This is a genomic window from Robbsia sp. KACC 23696 (assembly GCF_039852015.1).
In the GTDB taxonomy this organism is placed as follows: Bacteria; Pseudomonadota; Gammaproteobacteria; order Burkholderiales; family Burkholderiaceae; genus Robbsia.
In genome coordinates this window covers 1,339,451-1,359,820 of record NZ_CP156626.1, presented here as the reverse complement: position 1 = coordinate 1,359,820, position 20,370 = coordinate 1,339,451, and the positions used below count along the sequence as shown (strand labels likewise).

The following is a 20,370-nucleotide window of genomic DNA, read 5'->3' as shown; positions in this document are numbered from 1 at the left end:
GAGATCAATTCTCTTCTTCGAGCCAATAGGTGCCGTCGTGCGCCAACATCGCGCTGGCTGCCGGCGGGCCCCAGGTCCCGGCAGCATAGCCTTTCGGCTTGCGGCCCGGCTTCGACCACTCGTCGAGAATCGGCATCACATACTTCCACGCCGCTTCCTGTTCGTCACGTCGCACGAACAGCGCGAGACGGCCGTGGATCACGTCGAGCAGCAAGCGCTCGTACGCTTCCATCTGCGTGCCCTTGAAGAAGTCGTTGAAGTTCAAATCCATATACACGCTTTGCAACTGCATGCCTTCGCCCGGCTGCTTCGACTGGCAGTAGAGGCGGATGGTCTCATGCGGTTGCAAACGGATCACGAGACGGTTCGGCGGCGCCGTGGACACGCTCGGACCCGCCAACGCCGAGTGCGGCACCGGGCGGAAATTGACGACGATTTCGGCCGTCTTGTCGGCGAGCCGCTTACCGGTACGCAGATAGAACGGTACACCGGCCCAGCGCCAGTTCTCGATCTCGACCTTCAAGGCGACGAAAGTCTCGGTCTGGCTTTCTTCCTTCACGCCCTGCTCTTCGAGATAGCCTGGCACCGATTCGCCCCGCGTCACGCCCTTCAGGTATTGCCCGCGCACCGCCACCTTCTGCACATCGGACGGTGACAATTGCTTCAGCGCGCGCAGCACCCGCAGCTTTTCGTCCCGGACGCTGTCGGTATCCAGCGCATGCGGCGGCTCCATCGCCACGATCGCGAGCAATTGCAGCAAATGGTTCTGCACCATGTCGCGCAGAGCACCCACGCCATCGTAGAAATCGCCCCGGGTCTCGACGCCCAGCTCTTCGGCGATCGTGATCTGGATGCTTTGAATGAATTCACGGCGCCACAGCGGCTCGAACAGGATATTGCCGAAGCGCAGCGCCATCAGGTTCTGCACCGGCTCCTTACCGAGGTAGTGGTCGATCCGATAGATCTGATGTTCCTCGAAGATCTCGCCCACCGCATCGTTGATCGCGCGCGACGACGCGAGGTCATAGCCGAGCGGCTTCTCCAGCACGATGCGCGCGCCTTCGTTCAGCTTCTGACCAGCAAGAGCCTGACAGATGGGAACGAACAGCGACGGCACCGTCGCGAGATAGAACACGCGCGTGCCGCCAAAACCGGATAATGCCTTGGTCAGCTTGGCGAAGTCGTCCTTCGCCGCGTCCAGTCGGACATATTCGATCAGATCGAGGAAGCCCTTCCAGACGGCATCGTCATATTCCTTGCTCTTGACGAGGTGCGGCTTGACGTTTTCCTCGACCCATTTGAGATAGCCGTCGCGATCCGGCGATTTGCGCGCCACGGCGACGATTTTGCCGTTGGGATCGATCAGCTTGTCGCGGTGCGCCTGATACAGCGCCGGCAGGATCTTGCGGTGCGCCAGATCGCCGGTGCCGCCGAACAGCACGAACGTGAAACCGTTCTCGTCGCTCGATGCGGCGTGCGTGTTCGGCTTGGCGGCAGCGCTCCCGCGCGGTGCCGTGCCTTCAGTCGTGTTGTCGGTCTGCATAACTGCGTCGCCCTTCTTGGTTGGGATGATGCGTCGGATCGCTCTGACAGCAGTTTACCCATAAAAGGCGACGTTAGCTGATTACACGGCGCGGCATGGCCGGCGTGTTCAAGAACGCGGAGGGTGCGCGACGATGCCGTCGGCGCTCGACTCCTGATCGTGCAGCCGTTCGGCGGCGGGGGCATTGACCACGGCCTCGCGTGCCGCCTGACGATGGAAACGCAGCAACAGCGTGCGGCCGATGAAGGCGCAGACGCCGCATAGCACGATCAGGCCACCCAGGGCCAGCGGCGTGCCGTTGGACAGCACGCCGAGCAAGCCGCCCGCGCTGGCCCCCAGGCCGAATTGCACGGCGCCGAACAGCGCGGCGGCGGCACCGGCATTGTTCGGATAGCGTTGCATCAGGTCCGTCACGCAGTTGGCGCCCAGCACGCCGGTGGTTGAGACGACGAAGAACAGCGCGACCGCTAGCAAGGGCAAGCCGCCGATGCCGGTGAGGCAGACGAAGCCCGTCACCAGCGCAGCGGCGATCGACACGCCCGAGGCCCACGAAATCATCCGCATCGTGCCGAGCTTCGTCACCAGCTTCGCATTCAGAAAATTGCCGCCGACCAGGCCGACGATGTTCGCCGCGAAGAAGAAGCCGTAATGTTCCGGCGCCACGTGGTAATACGCGATATAGACGAAAGGCGTGCCGGCGATATAGCAGAACATCGCCGCATACGACATGCCGCCGCAGAGCAGATGCGCGAGCGCGGTCTTGTCCGTCAGAAGATGCCCATAGGCACGAAACGACTGGCGCAACGCCGATTTCGCGCGCTTTTCGATCGGCCAGGTTTCCGGAACCCGCTTCCACACCAGGACGCTGCAGACCAGGCCGTAGACCAGCAGCACGGCGAAAACCGCACGCCAGCCGCCCACATGCAGCAATTGACCGCCGATCAGCGGCGCCATCAGCGGCCCCACCGACGTGACGATCTGCAGGAAGGACAGCACCTTGGCCGCCTGGGACGGCGCATGCGAGTCACGCGCGATCGCCCGCGCCAGCACGGCAGCGGCGCCGGCCCCGAGCGCTTCCAAAAAGCGGAACATCGCGAGCGATGTCACCGTGGGCGCCAACAGGCAGGCCAAGGTCGACGCCGTATACAAGAGGATGCCGATCGTCAGGATCGGCCGGCGACCGTAGGCGTCGGACAGCGGGCCGTAGAGCAACATGCCGACGGAGAAGCCGGCCAGGAACGTCGTCAGCGTGAATTGCACGTAGGCGGGCGCGACGCCGAAACTCTGCGCCATCTGCGGCAGGCTGGGAAGATACATATCGACACCCAGCGGGCCGACGGCCGCCAGTGCACCGAGCAGCAGAAGCAAGCGGCGCGCACTGCGCGCCGCCGGGGGAGCATACGTTGACATGGGAACGGGAGAGAGGGTGCCGGGACGCGGCGCGGGCCTGATGGCACGAAGGCATCGATTATAAGGCAGCGCTCCCCCGCCTTCGCCGCCTGACGGGGTAAAACAACTCAAAAGCCGACGATAGCGGCGCCAGGCCGCGCTACCGATCGTCGCAGCGTCGGTCGCGCCCGACGTCGCCGACGCGCGGGACCTTGCCTCGGACCGCGCCGGGCGCAGGGAGAAGCGCCTTGCAGACGGCCCCTGCGGTACAATCCGCGGAGACCCTTCGCATTCCCGGCATTGCGCGGCCGAGGTCGGTGGAACGGGCCCTGACGGCCCTCCCCGCCCGCTTTGCCGCGCCGCCTTCATCGCTTCCACACGCTTTCGCCATGTCCCAGAATCAGGTTCTCTTCAATCGCGCGCTCGACAGCATTCCGGGCGGTGTCAATTCGCCGGTTCGCGCTTTCGGCTCCGTCGGCGGTACGCCCCGTTTCGTCAAGCGCGCGCGCGGTGCTTACTTCTGGGATGCCGACGACAAGCGTTACATCGATTACATCGGCTCCTGGGGCCCGATGATCCTGGGTCATACGCACCCCGACGTGCTGGCGGCGGTGCAACGCGTCCTGGTCGACGGTTTCAGCTTCGGCGCGCCGACCGAAGGCGAGATCGAGATCGCCGAAACGATCCGCAAGCTGGTCCCATCGATCGAGCAGGTGCGGATGGTCTCATCGGGCACCGAGGCGACGATGAGCGCCTTGCGCCTGGCGCGTGGCTTCACCGGCCGCGAGCGCATCATCAAGTTCGAGGGCTGTTATCACGGCCACGCCGACAGCTTGCTGGTCAAGGCCGGCTCCGGCCTGCTGACCTTCGGCAATCCGACGTCGGCCGGCGTTCCCGCCGATACGGCACGCCATACCCTGGTCCTCGAATACAACAACGTCGAGCAGATCGAGGAGGCGTTCCGCTCCTTCGGCGACGACATCGCCGCCGTGATCGTCGAACCGGTCGCCGGCAATATGAATCTGGTGCCGGGCAGCGCGCCCTTCCTGAACGCGCTTCGCGCCCTGTGCACGCAGCACGGCAGCGTGCTGATTTTCGACGAGGTCATGTCCGGCTTCCGCGTCGCCCTGGGCGGTGCGCAGGCGTTGTACGGCATCACGCCGGATCTGACCTGCCTCGGCAAGATCATCGGTGGCGGCATGCCGGCCGCCGCCTTCGGCGGTCGCCGCGACATCATGGCAAAGATTTCCCCGCTCGGGCCGGTGTATCAGGCGGGCACGCTGTCGGGCAACCCGGTGGCGGTGGCGGCGGGTCTCGCCACGCTGAACCTGATCTCGGCGCCCGGTTTCTTCGAAGACCTGGGTGCGCGCACGGAACGGCTGACGCAGGGCATGACGCTGGCGGCAAAAGACGCCGGCGTCGTTTTCAGCGCGGCGACGGTGGGCGGCATGTTCGGTCTGTATTTCGCCGACAGCGCGCCGCAGCGTTTCAGCGATGTACAACGCGGCAGCATCCCCCGCTTCAACGCCTTCTTCCACAAGATGCTCGATGCCGGCGTGTATTTCGCGCCGTCGGCGTTCGAAGCCGGTTTCGTCTCCAGCGCTCACGATGACGCGGTGCTGGACGCCACGATCGCCGCGGCACGCGACGCGTTCGCGCACGTGGCGCAACTCGACCTGGGTGCCTGATGTTCTCGAATGCCGATTTCGCCTATATGCAGCGTGCGCTGGCCCTGGCGGAACGCGGCTTGTTCACGACCACGCCGAATCCTCGCGTGGGCTGCGTGCTGGTCAAGGACGGCAATATCATCGGCGAAGGCTTTACCCAGCCGGTCGGACAGGATCACGCGGAAGTGCAGGCGCTGAAGGATGCGCGCAGCCGCGGGCTGTCGCCGGAGGGCGCCACGGCCTACGTGACGCTGGAACCGTGCAGCCATTTCGGCCGAACGCCGCCGTGCGCGCGCACGCTGGTGGAAGCCGGCGTCAAGCGGGTCATCGCGGCGATGGAAGATCCGAATCCGGCGGTGTCGGGGCGCGGGCTCGCCATTTTGCGTGACGCCGGCATCGTCGTTCGCTGCGGCCTGCTGGAAAAAGCCGCCGCCGAATTGAATATCGGCTTCGTCTCACGGATGACGCGCGGCCGGCCCTGGGTGCGCCTGAAAGCGGCCGCATCGCTCGATGGCTTCACGGCGCTCCCCACCGGGGAGAGCCAGTGGATCACCGGCGAGGCGGCCCGTCAGGACGGACATCGCTGGCGCGCCCGTGCCTGCGCTATTCTCACCGGCGCCGGTACCGCGCGTCAGGACGATCCGCAATTAACGGTACGCGGGGTGGACACGCCCCGTCAGCCGCTGCGCGTGCTCGTCGACAGCCGGCTGTCGGTCCCGCCGACGGCACGCCTGCTCGACGGCGAGCCGCCATTGATCATCCACGCGGGGCCGCCGACATCGGCGAACCGCCAGCCCGGGTCGGACGACGGCAATGCGGACAAATCGATGGACGCTTTCCTGCTGCGCGCGGAAGCGTTGCAGGCCCGCGGTGCGACACTGGTCTCCCTGCCGAACGACGAGGGCAAGGTCGATCTGTCGGCCTTGATGCAATTGCTCGGTCAGCGCGGCATCAATGAGCTGCATGTCGAAGCCGGCACGAAATTGAGCGGCTCGCTGATCCGCGAGGGCTGCGTCGACGAATGGTTGATGTATCTGGCTCCGAGCTTGCTGGGACAGGGCTTTGGCCTGTTCGACATGCCGGCGGCGGACCGATTGATCGATCGCCGCCAACTGGTGTTCGAAAGCGTCGAGCGGATCGGCGAGGACATCCGCATCATCGCGCGGGCCGTCGGTGGCACGAGCGAGGCCGACGACAGTAATGACAGCAACGATGTCGACCCCAATGGCGGCGCGAGAGACCGCTGATAGAGATAGACAAGCCGCGTCGCAACATGGCGGCACGGTTGAGATGACCGTAAGACAGGCCGCTAGCGGCCGGCGATGCACCGAATTCACGAAAGGACAGGAAGCGCGATGTTTACAGGCATAGTGGCGGCCGTGGGCCGCATTCAGACAGTCACGCCGCTGGCAAAGGCCGACGATGTCGGCGAAGCGGGCGTACGCCTGCGCGTCGAAGCCGGCGCCTTGGCCCTCGACGACGTGGCCCTGGGCGACAGTATCGCGATTCAAGGCGCCTGCATGACGGCGATCGCCATCGACACGGCGGCAAATTGCTTCGACGTCGACGTCTCGCATGAAAGCCTGCGCCTGACGGCGGGCTTGGACCAACCCGGCCCGGTCAACCTCGAAAAAGCGTTGCGGGCCAACGACCGACTCGGTGGCCATCTGGTCAGCGGGCACGTCGATGGGCTGGGCGAGGTGCATCGTTTCGAGCCGGTCGGCGAGTCGCATCTGCTTGAAATCATCGCCTCGCACGATATCGGCCGCTACCTCGCCTATAAAGGGTCGGTCACCGTCAACGGCGTCAGTCTGACCGTCAACCGTGTCGACGACACGGTGCGCGACGGGAGCGCCTGCCTGTTTGCGATCAATCTGATCCCGCATACGATCGAGGTCACGACGCTGCATGCACTGCGTCCTGGTAGCCGGGTGAACCTCGAAATCGACCTGATCGCGCGCTACGTGGAACGGATGATGTCGGCGCCTGCGGCGCAACAGTAATACCCATCGGCGCGTATTAGCGGTCGCGTCGGCGCCCGCTTCGCGTAAAATACGTTTTTTTTCAACGGTCGCTCCGCGCGCCCTGCCCTATTGCCATGAAGCTTGCGACCACTCCTGAGATCGTTGCCGAATTGTCGGCGGGCCGCATGGTCATCCTCGTCGACGAGGAAGACCGTGAAAACGAGGGCGATATCGTCCTGGCCGCCGATTTCGTCACGCCGGAAGCGATCAATTTCATGGCCACGCACGCGCGCGGCCTGATCTGCCTGACCTTGACCGCGCATCGCTGCCGCCAACTCGAATTGCCGCTGATGACCGCGCGCAACGGTACCCAGTACGGCACGGCGTTCACGATGAGCATCGAGGCGGCGGAAGGGGTGACCACCGGCATTTCGGCACCGGACCGGGCGCGCACGATCCGCACCGCGGTCGCGCCGCACGCGCGCGCCAGCGATATCGTCCAGCCCGGCCATATCTTCCCGGTCATGGCGCAGGACGGCGGAGTGCTGGTGCGCGCCGGCCATACCGAAGCCGGATGCGATCTCACCGCAATGGCGGGGCTGACGCCCGCATCGGTCATCTGCGAGATCATCAAGGAAGACGGCACGATGGCGCGGCTGCCGGATCTGATGATCTTCGCCGAGACGCACGGCCTGAAGATCGGCACCATCGCCGATTTGATTCAGCATCGTCTGCGACATGAGTCCGTTATCGAGCGGGTCTCACGTCGGGAAATGCATACGCCATATGGCACCTTCGAAGCGACCTTGTACCGCGACACGCCAACCGGCGCGCCGCACCTGGCCTTGACGCGCGGCACGCCGAGCCCGGACACCGAGACGCTGGTCCGGGTGCACGAGCCGCTGTCGGCGCTGGACCTGCTCGAAACGCAGGCATCGGTCCATTCGTGGACGATCGATGCCGCCTTGCGCGAGATCGCCCAGCATCATGACGCGAACGGCGGTGCCGGCGCGGTGGTCATGTTGAATTGCGACGGGACGCGCGAACGGTTCTTCGAGGCATTCAGCGCGCTGGAAGATCCGGAAGCGGCGGCACGACGGGCACGCCGTCCGATGGATTTCAAGACGTACGGCGTGGGCGCGCAGATCCTGCGCGATCTGGGCATCGGTCGGATGCAAGTCCTGTCGACGCCGCGCAAGCTTGGCAGCATGTCCGGCTTCCACCTGGAAGTGACCGGTTTTATCGCCAAGCCGGGCGCCGCTCCGATCATGCCGGAGCATGCCTGTTTGACGGACGAAGCACCCGCCGGGCTGACCGACGACAGCTACGCATAATCCCGCCATCCGTCCCGCATGCATCGCGGCCCGCGTAAGCCGGCCAGCGCGTACGGGACGGATCGCACCTGGCGCTGCCGGCCTCGCGCCGGCTGACAGCCGTAGTTTTCCACACGCGGACACATCACCCGGCCGCGGCGACCGCATGGATCGCCGGAGGCGCCGGGAGACGCACCACACCGCGCCCCCACCCTCTTCATACGGAACCCCACATGGAAACCGGTAAATACGAACTGAATATCGACGGCGCCGGACTGCGGATCGGCATCGTGCAATCGCGCTTCAACACGCCCGTCGTCACCGCATTGCACGATGCGTGCATCGATGAATTGGAAAAGCTCGGAGTGTCGGGCGAAGACGTCCTGCTGGTCACGGTGCCGGGCGCACTGGAAATCCCGTTGGCCCTGTCCAAGCTGGCGCAAAGCAACCAATTCGACGCCCTGATCGCTCTCGGCGCCGTCATCCGCGGCGAGACCTATCACTTCGAACTGGTGTCGAACGAGTCGGGCGCCGGCATTACGCGCATCGGTCTGGATTTCGATCTGCCGATCGCCAATGCCGTATTGACGACCGAAACCGACGCACAAGCCGAAGCACGTACCGACGAGAAAGGTCGTGAGGCAGCCCGTTGCGCCGTCGAAATGGCGAATCTGGTCAACGCCCTGTCCGGCCTGTCGGAGTATGGCGACGAAGGCGAAGACGGAGCCGATGCATGAGAAACGCACGACGCCGCGCGCGCGAACTCGCGACGCAAGCGCTCTATCAATGGCTCGTCGCAGGGAGTGCCGCCAGCGACATCGATGCGCACATCCGCGGCACGCAAAACTTCGAGAAGGCCGACGGCGAGCACTTCGATGCGCTGCTCTATGGCGTCTCGAAGGAGCAGCCGCAACTGGAAGCGACGATCGCTCCCTGCCTGGATCGCCCTGTCGCGGAATTGTCGCCGGTCGAGCGCGCCGTGCTGCTGGTCGGCACCTATGAGCTGCTGCACCACCTCGACATTCCGTATCGCGTCGTGATCAACGAGGCGGTCGAGCTGGCAAAGACGTTCGGCGGGACCGACGGCTATAAGTTCGTGAACGGGGTGCTGGACAAGGTCGCGGCCAAACTGCGACCCGACGAAGCGCAGGCCAGCCGCCGCGGCTGACCGCGGAAGTCCCCTCGGACGGACCGACGCATCGCCGGTCATGCTGTCCGGGGCGGTATCGGCAATTGGCCTTGCCCTTGCCGACGCCTGATTGGAGCACAGTCTTGACTGAATCAGTGTTGCCGTCGGATCTGCCGACGGAATCGTCTTCGACCACGCTCGCCTCGCTGGCAGCCCGCGTCGACGACATCGCCCCGTTCCATGTCATGGAACTGTCGAAGCGGGCCGCCGCACTGGCCGCATCCGGCCGCGACATCATCTCGATGAATATCGGCGAGCCGGACTTCACCGCACCGGAACCGGTCATCGCCGCCGCCGCCGAGGCCCTTCGGCGCGGCGACACCCAATACACGCATGCACTCGGTATTCCCGCGCTCCGGGAAGCCATTGCCGCCCATTATCGCGAAGCGTTCGGCGTCGATGTGGCCGCCGAACGGATCATCGTCACGGCCGGCGCATCGGGCGCCCTGCTGCTGGCCTGCGCCGCACTGGTGAATCCGGGCGATGAGATTCTAATGCCGGATCCCAGCTATCCTTGCAATCGACATTTCGTCTCGGCCTTCGGTGGCACGTCGCGCATGATTCCGAGCGGGCCGGCCCAGCGCTTCCAGCTGTCGGCGGCCGACGTGGCCGGTCAATGGCGCGAGCGCACGCGCGGCGTGCTCCTCGCCTCGCCATCGAATCCGACCGGTACGACGATCGATGCCGCCGAACTCGGCCGCATCGTGGACATCGTGCGCGCACGCGGCGGCGTGACGATCGTCGATGAGATCTATCAGGGACTGACCTATGACGGTCCGGCGCAAACGGCGCTGACCTTGGGCGACGACATCGTCACCGTCAACAGCTTCTCGAAATATTTCGCGATGACCGGGTGGCGTCTGGGTTGGATCGTGGCACCGACCTCCTGGGTCCCGGCATTCGAAAAGTTGACCCAGAACCTGTTCATCTGCGCGTCCGCCGTTGCCCAGCATGCGGCCCTGGCCTGCTTCACGCCGATGGCACGCAATATCTGCGAACAACGGCGCCTGGCGCTGAAGGCGCGGCGCGATTATCTGGTGCCGGCATTGAAAGCGATCGGTTTCGACGTTCCGGTGATTCCGGACGGCGCGTTTTATGTCTATGCGGATTGCAGTGGCGTCAGTCATCCGGCGTCGCAAGACGCGGATGCTCTGTCTCATGCACTGCTGGAAGAAGCGGGCGTGGCCGCGGTGCCGGGGCTGGACTTCGGCACCGATGCGCCGCGGCGTTATCTGCGATTCTCGTACGCGACCGCGTTACCGAGAATCGAGGAAGCCGTGGCACGGATGGATGCGCTGTTCAAGCAGCATCGCTGAGGCGATCAGGGCCCGACATCGCGGGCCCTGACAGGGTCAAGCGCTCGAGCGCTGGACTTAGGTACGGCTGGAGACCATCGACACCGTCGTTGCCGGCTTATCCGCCACCGGCTTGATGACGGCATTACCGCCGGCATCGTTAGCGTGTGTCGTACCGGCCGCGCCCACATCGTGTGTTTGCACGACCTTCGGCTTCACCGATGCCGTCAGCACGGGCGCCGGCCGTTTTGCGGTCAGCGTTCCGCCGCTACGCAAGGCATCACGCAACTTGTCGCGTTCCGCTACGACACGGGCACCGTAGCCATTGTCGCCGGCCGTCGTCGAACCGACGTAACGGCGCAGACCACCGGCGACGGAACCGGTCTGGATGATGTAGTCCTTCAGGATCAATGCCCCCACACGCAGATTCGGCACCGGCTCCAGCGCCGCTTGCGGGCCACCGTAAGAACCGAACTTATCCGCATGCACGACCGGCATCACTTGCATCAGACCGCGTGCGCCCACACCACTTTCGGCATAAGGATTGAAACCCGACTCCACGGCCATCACGGCCAGCAGGAGCAAGGGATCGATGCCAACGTCACGCCCCGTCTGAAACGCGGCGTGCACCAGCACGTCGATTGGCTCCTGCGCGATGTGATAGCGCTGGGCGATCGCAGCCGCGACACGCTGCTGATCGCGACCGGATGCGGCGCCGAACCGGTCGAAACGCGCTTCGGCAACCACTTGCGTCGGCCGTGCGAGACGGACGACTGACGGCAGATTGCTGGGATCGAGCGGCGCCCCGAATACGCCCAGCGATGGGGACTGTGCTGCATCGGCGGCATTCGCGCCCGTCGGCAGTAACGCCGCGGCATGCATCGATGCGGCGCTGCTACCCGAACCCAAGCCCGCCGGTGCGACGGACAACACGTTCATTGCTGCAAAACCACCTACATTGTCACGCGTCGACGCATTGGCCGAATGCAAGAACTTCGCACCCAGCGCCGTACGCCAGGTCGGCTGCATCCACAATGCCAAGACGCTGGCAATTGCCACCAGGCCAATAACGCTGGCGCACTGGTGTCCTACCCGCGCTCCCCGACGCACGAGCGTACGCACGGCATCGGGGACGCGCCTGGCCGGCTGGCCAGAAACTGCTATGTCCATGTATCGAGTCTCCCTCTCAAGGCGCCGTAACCCGCACATACGAACATTCAGGCAACAAAAAGCCCGTCCTTCCCCGTGGAAAGACCTGTCACGCATGCCGAATCACGGCTTGGAAGATGTCCGAGGTGCATCGTGCGCATCAGCGATACGCGCCGGAGCAAACCCGGGTGGCACCGCCGGACAACCTTCCTGATCAGGCAGCAACGTCCAAGGACGGTACGGCTGCCTGCCGCTTCCTTCCCAAGCCCGTGCAATACATTGCGAAGGCCTGGCGTCTGACCGCACGATCGAAGAAAGCTGCGGATCGGAATCCGGCGCCTATGTAGAACGATAAGACCGCATACCACTTTAAAACAGTTGCGGAAATTGCGTCCGGCGCCGGTGTGTTCGCCCGCACAGCATTGGGGTGGCGGGGGGCGAAGGACCGCTATCATGGCCCGCTAGCACGATGACTCAGTGCAGCAGGGTCCCCGGATATGGCCTCGGCGTCAGTGACGCCGGTGTGGTTGACAGCGGATTCTAACAGGCGATCCCGCACGGTCAACACTAAGAAGTGTCAATATGATGACTTTTAGTAATATAGCTTACGTTTGAAACATATTCGATCTGGGTGAAAACCCGGCATTTCCCTTGCCGGTCGGACCTGGATCGCTTGCCGCCTCCGACTGTGGCCCCGGCACGTGTCATTGAACGTTACACAGGTAAAATGAGCGTTTTTTGCCTCCGAGCTTCGGAGGCCGTTCGCGGAGCGATATGAAATACCAGGATCTGCGCGATTTCATGGGGCAGCTCGAGCGCCTCGGAGAGTTGCGGCGCGTGCAGGCGGGCGTGTCGACGCACCTCGAGATCACCCAGGTGTGCGAGCGCGCCCTGCACGCCGGTGGCCCCGCCCTCTTGTTCGAGCAGGTGCACGGCGGCACGCCGGCCCCGGGTCGGACCATGATGCCGGTGCTCGGCAACCTGTTCGGCACGACACGCCGGGTAGCGCTGGGCATGGGCATCGACGCGCCGGCGCAGGCCGATCCCGCGCACGGCGGGGTGGGCGCCCTGTCCGCCGGGGTCAATATCGGCAGCGACACGGCCACGCTGGAAGCGCTACGCGACGTCGGGCGCCTGCTCTCCGCGCTAAAAGAACCGGAACCGCCGCGCGCGTTGAAGGATATCGGCCGTCTGGCCTCGCTGGCGAAGGCCGTCTGGGATATGGCGCCGAAGGTCGTCAGCAGCCCGCCCTGCCAGGAAATCGTGATCGAAGGCAACGATGTCGATCTGGATGCGCTGCCGATTCAACACTGCTGGCCCGGCGATGCCGCCCCGCTGCTCAGCTGGGGCCTGACCATTACGCGCGGTCCGAACAAGCCGCGGCAGAATCTGGGCATCTATCGGCAGCAGAAGATCGGTCGCAACAAACTGATCATGCGCTGGCTCGCCCATCGGGGCGGCGCCCTGGATTTTCGGGAGTTCGCGGCCGCGAATCCAGGCAAGCCCTATCCTGTCGCCGTGGCATTAGGCGCCGATCCGGCCACCATTCTCGGCGCGGTGACGCCGGTGCCGGATACGCTGTCCGAATACCAGTTCGCCGGCCTGCTGCGCGGCGCGCGCACCGAGTTGGCCCGGTGCCTGACGCCGGGTCTCGAAGGACTGCAGGTGCCGGCGCGCGCCGAAATCGTACTGGAAGGCTTTATCTATCCCAGTGACACCGCGCCGCTGCCAGCCGATACGCCCGGCGCGCCGCCCCGGCCCTCGCAGGGCCCGACCGCCGGCTACGAGCATGCGCTGGAAGGACCATTCGGCGACCACACCGGCTATTACAACGAACAGGAATGGTTCCCGGTCTTCACCGTCGAGCGCATCACGACGCGACGCGATCCGATCTATCACTCGACGCATACCGGAAAACCCCCTGACGAGCCCGCCGTCCTTGGCGTCGCCTTCAACGAAATTTTCGTGCCGCTGCTGCAGAAGCAGTTTCCCGAAATCACGGACTTCTACCTGCCGCCCGAGGGTTGCAGCTATCGAATGGCCATCGTGCAGATGAAGAAGAGCTATCCCGGCCATGCCAAGCGGGTGATGTTCGGCGTCTGGAGCTTCTTGCGTCAGTTCATGTATACGAAGTTCATCGTCGTCGTCGACGAAGACGTGCGGATCCGCGACTGGAAGGAAGTCATCTGGGCGATTACGACGCGCGTCGATCCGTCACGCGACACGTTGCTCGTCGACAACACGCCGATCGATTATCTGGATTTCGCGTCGCCCGTCGCCGGATTGGGATCGAAGATGGGCATCGATGCCACAAACAAATGGCCTGGCGAGACGCAGCGCGAATGGGGGCTGCCAATCGTCATGGACGAGGCCGTCAAAGCGCGTGTCGATGGTTTGTGCAAAAACCTGGGCTTTTAACAAAAGCGAAAGGGTCGACCCACCAGGCGGTCGACCCTTATTGAAACGACGTTTCCTGACCCGGCAGGCGGCGGCGCCCCACGCCGATTAGGCGGCGGACCGCGCCCGCACTCTCAGAGTCGAGAGCGCGGACTGGCTGTGCTTAGCGGTGCCATCCCGGACCGTAGCCGTAACCGTGATGCCAATACCGCGGACCGCCATAATAACGCGGGCCGTATCCGTAGTAACGCGGCGGCGGCGGACCGTAATACACCGGCGGCGGGGCGTAATAGGCGGGCGGCGGCGGTGCATAGTAAACAGGGGGCGGCGCGTAGTAACCCGGCACGCCGATACCGATCCCGACCGACACGTGAGCTTGCGCCGGGGCGGCGGCGAAGAGTGCTGCGCCGCCAAGCAGGACCGCGGCGGCTGATACGATGGAATGCTTCATCACGATAGTTCTCCCGATGTCCAGTGGTTCGAACAGTCCCAGGCTTTTTCGCACTGGAACGCGCAACACACTGAACCCATATGTACTGTAGCGAAAAGCGGCGAAAGGAAGCGCAAGGAAATGTTGCAAATTGCAAAAAGGATGACAGCCGTCCGTGATGCCGAGGCGCCTGCGCCTGCACGCGTCCCCTGCGCTTTCGACCCTGTTTGCCACGCTCGATCCGATGCGAGGTCGCATGATACCGGCATCGCCGGGAAGCCGCCGCGCATCGCCGGCGAGGAACACGCCGTTATATTCCGTATTGCGCGAGGCGCCTGTCTATTGGGTGCCACCTTGCTGGCTGCGTGTTCCACCGGTCCGACGGCGTCGTCTTCGCCGGCCGCGCACACGAGCGCTTATATCGCGCCGGCCGGCGTATCGTCGGACGCGCTTCCTCCGGAAACGGTGCTGTCAAAGACCGCATCGATCTTCCCGCTGGACCGCTACGACCAAAACGTCGACCGCTGGATCGATCCGACTCGGCCGGACTATCGGACACCGTTACTACCGGCCGATGTGCAGCAACAGGCGCTGCAAGCGCTGCTTGCCGGCTATTTCGGTCGCGCCGACTCGGGCGCGCACATCAAGGAACCGCGTGCCCTCGCCTCCCGAGACGCGGCACGGACGACCTCTTCGCCGTGGGATCCAGACTACGTCGCGGAGACCCTGGGTCCGGCGGGTCGCATAGCCCTGGCCGCGCGAATCGAAGCGAAGTTGCGAATGTTCTCGACGAATGGCCCGCGCCAGGGGTTTGGCCAAAATCTGCGTCCGTATCCCGAAGCCTGGCTGTCCGCGATCCGCGCCAATATCGCGCTTCCCGGCTTGCTTCACGGCATGGACGGTAACGAGGCGACAAACGCGGGCTACCAGGCATCGCGGCGCGCGATCTCGGTCGTCCAGGCATCGATCCGCTTGCTGCCCACCGACGATCCGTTTTTCTATGACCCGCGTCTGCCTGGCGAAGGCTATCCCTTCGACAATCTGCAGGAATCGACCATTGCGCCGGGCACGCCGCTGTACGTCGTCGGGCAGACGCGGGATCGTGCCTGGGACTATGTCCTCTCCCCCGGCTTGAGCGGCTGGGTCCGCAGCGAGACAGTCGGGAGCGTCGATGCGCCTTTCGTCGGTCGCTGGCGTGGCGCCGCCTATGCGCAACTGGTCGCGGTCACCGGACGGGATGTGACGCTGCTCGACACCGCGGACATTTATCGTTTCGATGCGCCGATCGGCACCGTTCTACCGGCCGGACCGACGCCGGGCACCGTGCTGGCACCGGCCCTCGACCCGATGCGTCGCGCCGTCATCGTCACCGCCGTCGCACCGGCCGCGCAATGGCAGCCGATGCCATTGGCTCCTACCCCGCAAAACATGGCCGCCCTGATGAAAGCGTTGCAGGGACGCCCCTATGGCTGGGGCGGCACCGGCTTCTATAACGATTGCTCACTGGACCTGCACGACTTGATGCTGCCGTTCGGCCTCGTGCTGCCCCGCCACTCGTCTTTCCAGGTAGAAGGGCCGGCCATGGTCGATCTTTCCGACCAGGACGAGTCGGCACGCCTGGCCTTCCTGATGACGCACGGCCGGCCTTTTTTCACGATCATCCATATCGCCGGGCACGTGATGCTGTACCTGGGAAATGGCATGGTCGACGGTCGGCAGGTGGCATTGGTCTATGAAGACATGTGGGGCTTGGCACCGGGCGATCGCAGCCGTCGGGCCATCGTCGGACAATCGGCGATCATGCCGCTCCTGTCGACGTTCCCCGAAGATCCGGCGTTGCAAGGCCAGGCGGGAGGCAAGATCTTCCGTCTCGGCTTCAATGCGCAGGGTCTCGCGCCGCTACCGTTGGCGGATTCCCGCGCCGTCGATCCATCTGCCGGGCGTCCGATCGCGGGCGGCGCGGCCCCGAGTGCCGACGGCACGTTCGACGGCATTCACACCGTCACCCCTGACACGCCGGCCGACGGTCATTGATGCAATAGCAATAAATGACCAGGCGAATGCCGCCTTGCCGGGGGGTATTGTGGGGGCCGTCCCGCCGGATGCGCCGGAGGGTGTAAAATTTCCTGTCGTATTTTCACATCGCACTGCCACGGCAAGTGGCTGTTTTCACGGAAAATTTCTTCGATTTTTCACACTTCGCCGCTACACTGATCTTGCGATGTGGCAGACAGTTGTATGACTGCTCAAAGGTCTAGCCACCGGCCGTGCCGGGCGGCGATAGATCTGATATCGCACTATTCGAGCGGTGCGTTGAGCGTGTCTCGCGACCGACAGGCCTCCTGTCATCACGTCCAGCTTCCGGCATTCCCGGACGTCCGATGGGACCTCGTTCAACGATCCGTTGGACACGCTTGCAATATCGACGGTCTGCGTCGATCCAAGCGTGCCGCGCTGAAAACGTCTCCGCATGACGCTCCTACAGTCCCCACCTTCGCTGCGCACCCGGTACGATTCCGACGAACCCGCGAAGGCCGCTCCGCAAATCCAGCGCGTCACCGACGCGCAGCGACAGATCGATCCGGAAATCGATCCTGCCTACGACAAAGCCAGTTATACCCGCCGTGAAAAGATCGCCGACATGGATCTATTGGATGCGCACGGCATGATGCGGCACGGCGTGCGGTTGGCTGCAGGCGCACTCGGCATCGCCGCGATCGGTCTTCTTATCGGCTTTCATGCGTGGCAGGACCATATGACGCTTGCCGCGGCGGCCGGTGGCGGCAACGATCTGGTGCTCGTCGAAACGGTCTCCGACGATGCGACGACCTTGCTGCTTGCCGGCACCGTCGCGAAGTTGATCGGCGTACCGCGCAATGCCGTAATTCAACGCTTGGACGCGCAACCCGCCGCACCGGCCTCCGGAAAAGTCGCCGCCGCCGTCCATACGATGCGCGAACCGGCTGCGTCGGCCCAACCGGTATGGCTCGCCCGCGCCGTCGATTCGGTCGCGGCGCTGCCGGCGACGCTGTCGCCGTCGCGCTTGATCGATCCGATCACGCAGGCAGTACGGGATCGCGTCCAGCAGGGCTTGCAGCTTGCGGGGATCGCCGACGAAATCGCCAACGTATCGGCACTGATCGATCGCTTCCAAAACACGATCGGACGCACGCTTCCCGATGCATTGGAACGGGCGACACCGCGCCGTTGATCGGCTGACGGATCAGGTCTGTTCCACGATCTTCACGCGCACGCCGGTCCGCTCGACGGTGATATCCGCCGGCGCATAGCGGACGCCCGCGAAGGACAGCTCCTCCGGCTTGAAGGTATGGAGCGGATAGCCTTCCAGCAATTGCGCAACCGCCAAATCCAAGGCCGCTCGCACCTCTCCCTGATAGGCCGGATTCAGATCCGGGAAGTCGAGACTTTCGATCGCTGGTTGCCGCAAGACCACGGCGAGGCGTTGCGCATCGTAGCTGGCGCCCGCCGTCACCGAGAAGCGGCCATCGGCCGGCGCCTGTAACAGCGGACTCTCGATATGCGCATGGGCGGCGACGGCCATCCGGTTCTGCTCCGGGCGTGTACCCACCATCGGCTGATCGACGAGCAAATTGAGCAGCCCGGAGACCTGGCGTCGTATCGGGAAGCGTCGCGCGACGGCTTGCTGAATCTGCGGCAGTGTAAAGGTGTAATGCGTGGGGATAAACGGAAACGTCGCGCAGGCGCCTAGCGGCAGCACGCTCGACAGTGCACCGAAAACGCCGATCTGCAGGACGCGTCGTCGCGTCAGATCGGCATCGCCGCGCAGACCGGTCGCACGCGGCGTCGCCCCGACATGGCCCGTTTCCTGTCCGGCACCCGATTCCAACGGCACCGCCCCGCCCTGCTCATTACGATTCGAACGTCTCACGCCACACTTTCTCCGATGCGGCACCATCGCGGACCCACGGCGGACCGCTTGAAAGCCGCGATCCGCGGCCGGCACCTTGCCGCGCGCGGATAAAACCAGCCACGGCGGCACTTCGGGCGATCTTACCGCGAGCCGGCCATCTCGGCACGCTTCCCGTCGCCTCGGATACCGGGTAAAGTCTTGGGTTTTCTATGGCTTACGTCTGTAAAGGACGTGCCAACGCCTGGCTGCTGAAGTATGACCTCCACTCCGCACACCCCCACCGACGACGATCGCAAAGACGACATCGCCCAGCCGTCCTTGCCTGACGATGCCAGCGAGACCAATGCGCCGGATGGCGTCGCCCACCGCCGCCGTATCCGCAGCTTCGTCACGCGTGCAGGCCGGGTATCCACCGGTCAGCGCCGCGCCATCGAGGAACTCGGTGAACGCTTCGTGCTCTCGCACACGCCCGCGCCGATCGACTGGCCGACGGTGTTCGGCCGAACCGCACCGCGCATTTTCGAGATCGGCTTCGGCATGGGCGCGACGACGGCGGAGATCGCTGCCCGCCGCCCGGACGATGACTTTATCGGCGTCGAAGTGCACGAACCCGGCGTCGGCGCCCTGCTGAAGCTGATCGGCGAACGCGCGTTGCCGAATGTGCGGATTCTCCAGCACGATGCGGTGGAAGTGCTCGAACAGCAAATCGAAGACGGCACGCTCGACGGCGTGCATATCTACTTCCCAGATCCCTGGCACAAGGCGCGGCACAACAAGCGGCGCCTGGTCCAACCGCCGTTTGTCGCCTTGCTCGTCCGCAAGATGCGCCCCGGCGGCTATATCCATCTGGCGACCGATTGGGAACCGTATGCGGAGCAGATGCTGGAAGTGCTGAGCGGCAACGCGGACCTGCGCAATACCGCCACCGACTATGCGCCCCGCCCCGACTATCGCCCGACGACCAAGTTCGAGCAGCGCGGCTTGAACCTGGGACACGGTGTATGGGATCTGGTGTTCACGCGCATCTGAGCGTTTCGCCTGCCGGACGCGGCGTCCGCAGGCGTCAAGCGGTCTGCCACTCGCCGAAGCCGTACGCGGCGATCAGGATCACGAGACCGAAGACGATCCGATAATAGGCGAACACGGTGAAATCGTGATTCGCGATGAATCGCAGCAACCAGCGCACACAGATCAAGGCCGATATCAGCGCCGCGATCAAACCGATCAGCAGCAGTCCGAGATCGTCCGCCTGCAGCGTGTGACGGGCCTTGTACAGATCGTGCGCCGATGCGCCGAAAATGATCGGAATCGCGAGAAAAAACGAGAATTCGGTGGCAACCTTGCGTTCGAGGCCGAACAGCATGCCGCCGATGATCGTCGCCCCTGAGCGCGACGTGCCGGGGATCAAGGCCAGACATTGCGCAAATCCCACTTTCAGCGCATCGGTCCAGCGCAGCGCTTCCAGCGAATGCACGCGCGCCATTGCGTGATGCGCCGCCTCGTGGGCGTGCCCCTCGGGCGCCGGCGTGCGTGCGTCGCCTCCCGCCGCCAGGGCGACGCGGCCGCGGCTTCGTTCACGTCGCTCCACCCACAGAATCACTAAGCCGCCGACGATCGCCGCCAACGCCACCGGGACCGGCGAGAACAGGTGTTCCTTGATAATGCCACCCAAAAGCAGGCCGAACACCACCGCAGGCAGACAGGCGATCACGACATTCAGCGCGAAACGGCGCGCGTGCACGTCGTCGGCCCGGGTAAGACCGCTGACCGTCGCGCCGATCTTGCGGCGAAATTCCCAGCAGACCGCCAAGATCGCGCCGAACTGAATCACGACATCGAACAGTTTCGCGCGCGCATCGTCGAAGTTGAGCAGACTGCCCACCAGGATCAGATGGCCGGTACTCGAAATCGGCAGGAATTCGGTCAAGCCTTCGACGATTCCCATCACGATCGCCTTCAACACCAAAATCACATCCACAGTCGCTCCCCCGATAAAAACACACGTCAGACGCAAAATTTGAAAAGCTGCATCGACAAAAAGTGTAAGGATATTGTCAGACTTCGCATTATCCGACACTTAGGCCCGCGACGTTGCGTCGCAACAAGCGTGTTTTGCTACAATCGGGGCACGAAATTGGGTTA

Annotated in this window: 17 protein-coding genes; 11 read left to right on the top strand and 6 right to left on the bottom strand. The window is 64.3% G+C overall.

Translation table 11 applies throughout. The features are described from left to right. Nucleotides 1-4: 4 nt before the first annotated feature. Both zwf and ABEG21_RS05620 read right to left on the bottom strand, forming a co-directional pair. On the bottom strand, nt 5-1,543 hold the full coding sequence (gene zwf / locus ABEG21_RS05625; protein WP_347556253.1) for a glucose-6-phosphate dehydrogenase: 1,539 nt from the start codon (nt 1,541-1,543) through the stop codon (nt 5-7). Nucleotides 1,544-1,651: 108 nt separating this feature from the next. After that, nucleotides 1,652-2,953: a Bcr/CflA family multidrug efflux MFS transporter gene (locus ABEG21_RS05620; protein ID WP_347556252.1), complete on the bottom strand. Its 1,302-nt coding sequence runs from the start codon at nt 2,951-2,953 to the stop codon at nt 1,652-1,654. 368 nt (nt 2,954-3,321) lie between these two features. Here ABEG21_RS05620 and hemL point away from each other — a divergent pair, with 368 nt between their 5' ends. The 7 genes from hemL to ABEG21_RS05585 all read left to right on the top strand — a co-directional run bounded on the left by hemL (nt 3,322) and on the right by ABEG21_RS05585 (nt 10,381). Next, on the top strand, nt 3,322-4,620 hold the full coding sequence (gene hemL, locus ABEG21_RS05615) for a glutamate-1-semialdehyde 2,1-aminomutase (RefSeq protein ID WP_347556251.1): 1,299 nt from the start codon (nt 3,322-3,324) through the stop codon (nt 4,618-4,620). Continuing rightward, nucleotides 4,620-5,846 carry a bifunctional diaminohydroxyphosphoribosylaminopyrimidine deaminase/5-amino-6-(5-phosphoribosylamino)uracil reductase RibD gene (gene ribD / locus ABEG21_RS05610; protein WP_347556250.1) on the top strand — a complete coding sequence of 409 codons (1,227 nt, stop codon included), beginning with the start codon at nt 4,620-4,622 and terminating at the stop codon, nt 5,844-5,846. Before hemL ends, ribD begins: the two co-directional genes overlap by 1 nt. Nucleotides 5,847-5,954: 108 nt before the next feature. Continuing rightward, the gene (locus ABEG21_RS05605) at nt 5,955-6,602 is read left to right on the top strand and encodes a riboflavin synthase (RefSeq protein ID WP_347556249.1); all 648 of its coding nucleotides are present in this window, start codon (nt 5,955-5,957) and stop codon (nt 6,600-6,602) included. 95 nt (nt 6,603-6,697) lie between these two features. After that, a complete protein-coding gene (ribBA, locus tag ABEG21_RS05600) occupies nt 6,698-7,897 on the top strand; it encodes a bifunctional 3,4-dihydroxy-2-butanone-4-phosphate synthase/GTP cyclohydrolase II (protein ID WP_347556248.1) in 1,200 nt (399 codons plus the stop codon). A gap of 212 nt (nt 7,898-8,109) precedes the next feature. Further along, the gene (ribH, locus tag ABEG21_RS05595) at nt 8,110-8,613 is read left to right on the top strand and encodes a 6,7-dimethyl-8-ribityllumazine synthase (protein ID WP_347556247.1); all 504 of its coding nucleotides are present in this window, start codon (nt 8,110-8,112) and stop codon (nt 8,611-8,613) included. After that, nucleotides 8,610-9,044, top strand: a complete 435-nt coding sequence (nusB, locus tag ABEG21_RS05590) for a transcription antitermination factor NusB (RefSeq protein WP_347556246.1) — start codon at nt 8,610-8,612, stop codon at nt 9,042-9,044. The genes ribH and nusB overlap by 4 nt, the downstream gene beginning before the upstream one ends. Nucleotides 9,045-9,250: 206 nt before the next feature. After that, entirely contained in the window at nt 9,251-10,381 is a 1,131-nt protein-coding gene (locus ABEG21_RS05585; protein WP_347556646.1) for a pyridoxal phosphate-dependent aminotransferase, read from the top strand. 57 nt (nt 10,382-10,438) lie between these two features. On the opposite strand, the gene ABEG21_RS05580 is transcribed toward ABEG21_RS05585, so the two are convergent. Then, nucleotides 10,439-11,530 carry a transglycosylase SLT domain-containing protein gene (locus tag ABEG21_RS05580; protein ID WP_347556245.1) on the bottom strand — a complete coding sequence of 364 codons (1,092 nt, stop codon included), beginning with the start codon at nt 11,528-11,530 and terminating at the stop codon, nt 10,439-10,441. Nucleotides 11,531-12,283: 753 nt separating this feature from the next. Here ABEG21_RS05580 and ABEG21_RS05575 point away from each other — a divergent pair. Beyond that, nucleotides 12,284-13,927, top strand: a complete 1,644-nt coding sequence (locus ABEG21_RS05575; protein ID WP_347556244.1) for a UbiD family decarboxylase — start codon at nt 12,284-12,286, stop codon at nt 13,925-13,927. Between the two features lie 142 nt (nt 13,928-14,069). Here ABEG21_RS05575 and ABEG21_RS05570 read toward each other — a convergent pair whose 3' ends face one another. Further along, nucleotides 14,070-14,357, bottom strand: a complete 288-nt coding sequence (locus tag ABEG21_RS05570) for a hypothetical protein (RefSeq protein ID WP_347556645.1) — start codon at nt 14,355-14,357, stop codon at nt 14,070-14,072. A 141-nt stretch (nt 14,358-14,498) separates the two neighbouring features. Between ABEG21_RS05570 and ABEG21_RS05565 the strand changes: the two genes are divergently transcribed. Further along, nucleotides 14,499-16,370, top strand: coding sequence for an SH3 domain-containing protein (locus tag ABEG21_RS05565; RefSeq protein WP_347556243.1), 1,872 nt, complete (start codon nt 14,499-14,501; stop codon nt 16,368-16,370). A 436-nt stretch (nt 16,371-16,806) separates the two neighbouring features. Next, nucleotides 16,807-17,547 (top strand): hypothetical protein, encoded by a 741-nt coding sequence (locus tag ABEG21_RS05560; protein WP_347556242.1) that lies wholly within the window; start codon nt 16,807-16,809, stop codon nt 17,545-17,547. Nucleotides 17,548-17,559: 12 nt separating this feature from the next. Here ABEG21_RS05560 and ABEG21_RS05555 read toward each other — a convergent pair whose 3' ends face one another. Further along, nucleotides 17,560-18,246, bottom strand: a complete 687-nt coding sequence (locus ABEG21_RS05555; RefSeq protein ID WP_347556241.1) for a DUF1439 domain-containing protein — start codon at nt 18,244-18,246, stop codon at nt 17,560-17,562. Nucleotides 18,247-18,483: 237 nt separating this feature from the next. Between ABEG21_RS05555 and trmB the strand changes: the two genes are divergently transcribed. Further along, entirely contained in the window at nt 18,484-19,257 is a 774-nt protein-coding gene (gene trmB / locus ABEG21_RS05550) for a tRNA (guanosine(46)-N7)-methyltransferase TrmB (protein ID WP_347556240.1), read from the top strand. Between the two features lie 34 nt (nt 19,258-19,291). Here the strand turns inward: trmB and ABEG21_RS05545 are convergent, their stop codons facing one another. Next, nucleotides 19,292-20,206 (bottom strand): undecaprenyl-diphosphate phosphatase, encoded by a 915-nt coding sequence (locus ABEG21_RS05545; RefSeq protein WP_347556239.1) that lies wholly within the window; start codon nt 20,204-20,206, stop codon nt 19,292-19,294. Nucleotides 20,207-20,370 lie beyond the last annotated feature (164 nt).

Coding starts and splice junctions, on each gene's coding strand:
- hemL (WP_347556251.1), top strand. CDS start 3,322: ATGTCCCAGAATCAGGTTCTCTTCAATCGCGCGCTCGACAGCATTCCG.
- ABEG21_RS05560 (WP_347556242.1), top strand. CDS start 16,807: ATGACGCTCCTACAGTCCCCACCTTCGCTGCGCACCCGGTACGATTCC.
- ribH (WP_347556247.1), top strand. CDS start 8,110: ATGGAAACCGGTAAATACGAACTGAATATCGACGGCGCCGGACTGCGG.
- ABEG21_RS05565 (WP_347556243.1), top strand. CDS start 14,499: ATGACAGCCGTCCGTGATGCCGAGGCGCCTGCGCCTGCACGCGTCCCC.
- ABEG21_RS05575 (WP_347556244.1), top strand. CDS start 12,284: ATGAAATACCAGGATCTGCGCGATTTCATGGGGCAGCTCGAGCGCCTC.
- ribBA (WP_347556248.1), top strand. CDS start 6,698: ATGAAGCTTGCGACCACTCCTGAGATCGTTGCCGAATTGTCGGCGGGC.
- ABEG21_RS05605 (WP_347556249.1), top strand. CDS start 5,955: ATGTTTACAGGCATAGTGGCGGCCGTGGGCCGCATTCAGACAGTCACG.
- zwf (WP_347556253.1), bottom strand. CDS start 1,543: ATGCAGACCGACAACACGACTGAAGGCACGGCACCGCGCGGGAGCGCT.
- ABEG21_RS05580 (WP_347556245.1), bottom strand. CDS start 11,530: ATGGACATAGCAGTTTCTGGCCAGCCGGCCAGGCGCGTCCCCGATGCC.
- ABEG21_RS05585 (WP_347556646.1), top strand. CDS start 9,251: ATGGAACTGTCGAAGCGGGCCGCCGCACTGGCCGCATCCGGCCGCGAC.
- trmB (WP_347556240.1), top strand. CDS start 18,484: ATGACCTCCACTCCGCACACCCCCACCGACGACGATCGCAAAGACGAC.
- ABEG21_RS05570 (WP_347556645.1), bottom strand. CDS start 14,357: ATGAAGCATTCCATCGTATCAGCCGCCGCGGTCCTGCTTGGCGGCGCA.
- ribD (WP_347556250.1), top strand. CDS start 4,620: ATGTTCTCGAATGCCGATTTCGCCTATATGCAGCGTGCGCTGGCCCTG.
- nusB (WP_347556246.1), top strand. CDS start 8,610: ATGAGAAACGCACGACGCCGCGCGCGCGAACTCGCGACGCAAGCGCTC.
- ABEG21_RS05620 (WP_347556252.1), bottom strand. CDS start 2,953: ATGTCAACGTATGCTCCCCCGGCGGCGCGCAGTGCGCGCCGCTTGCTT.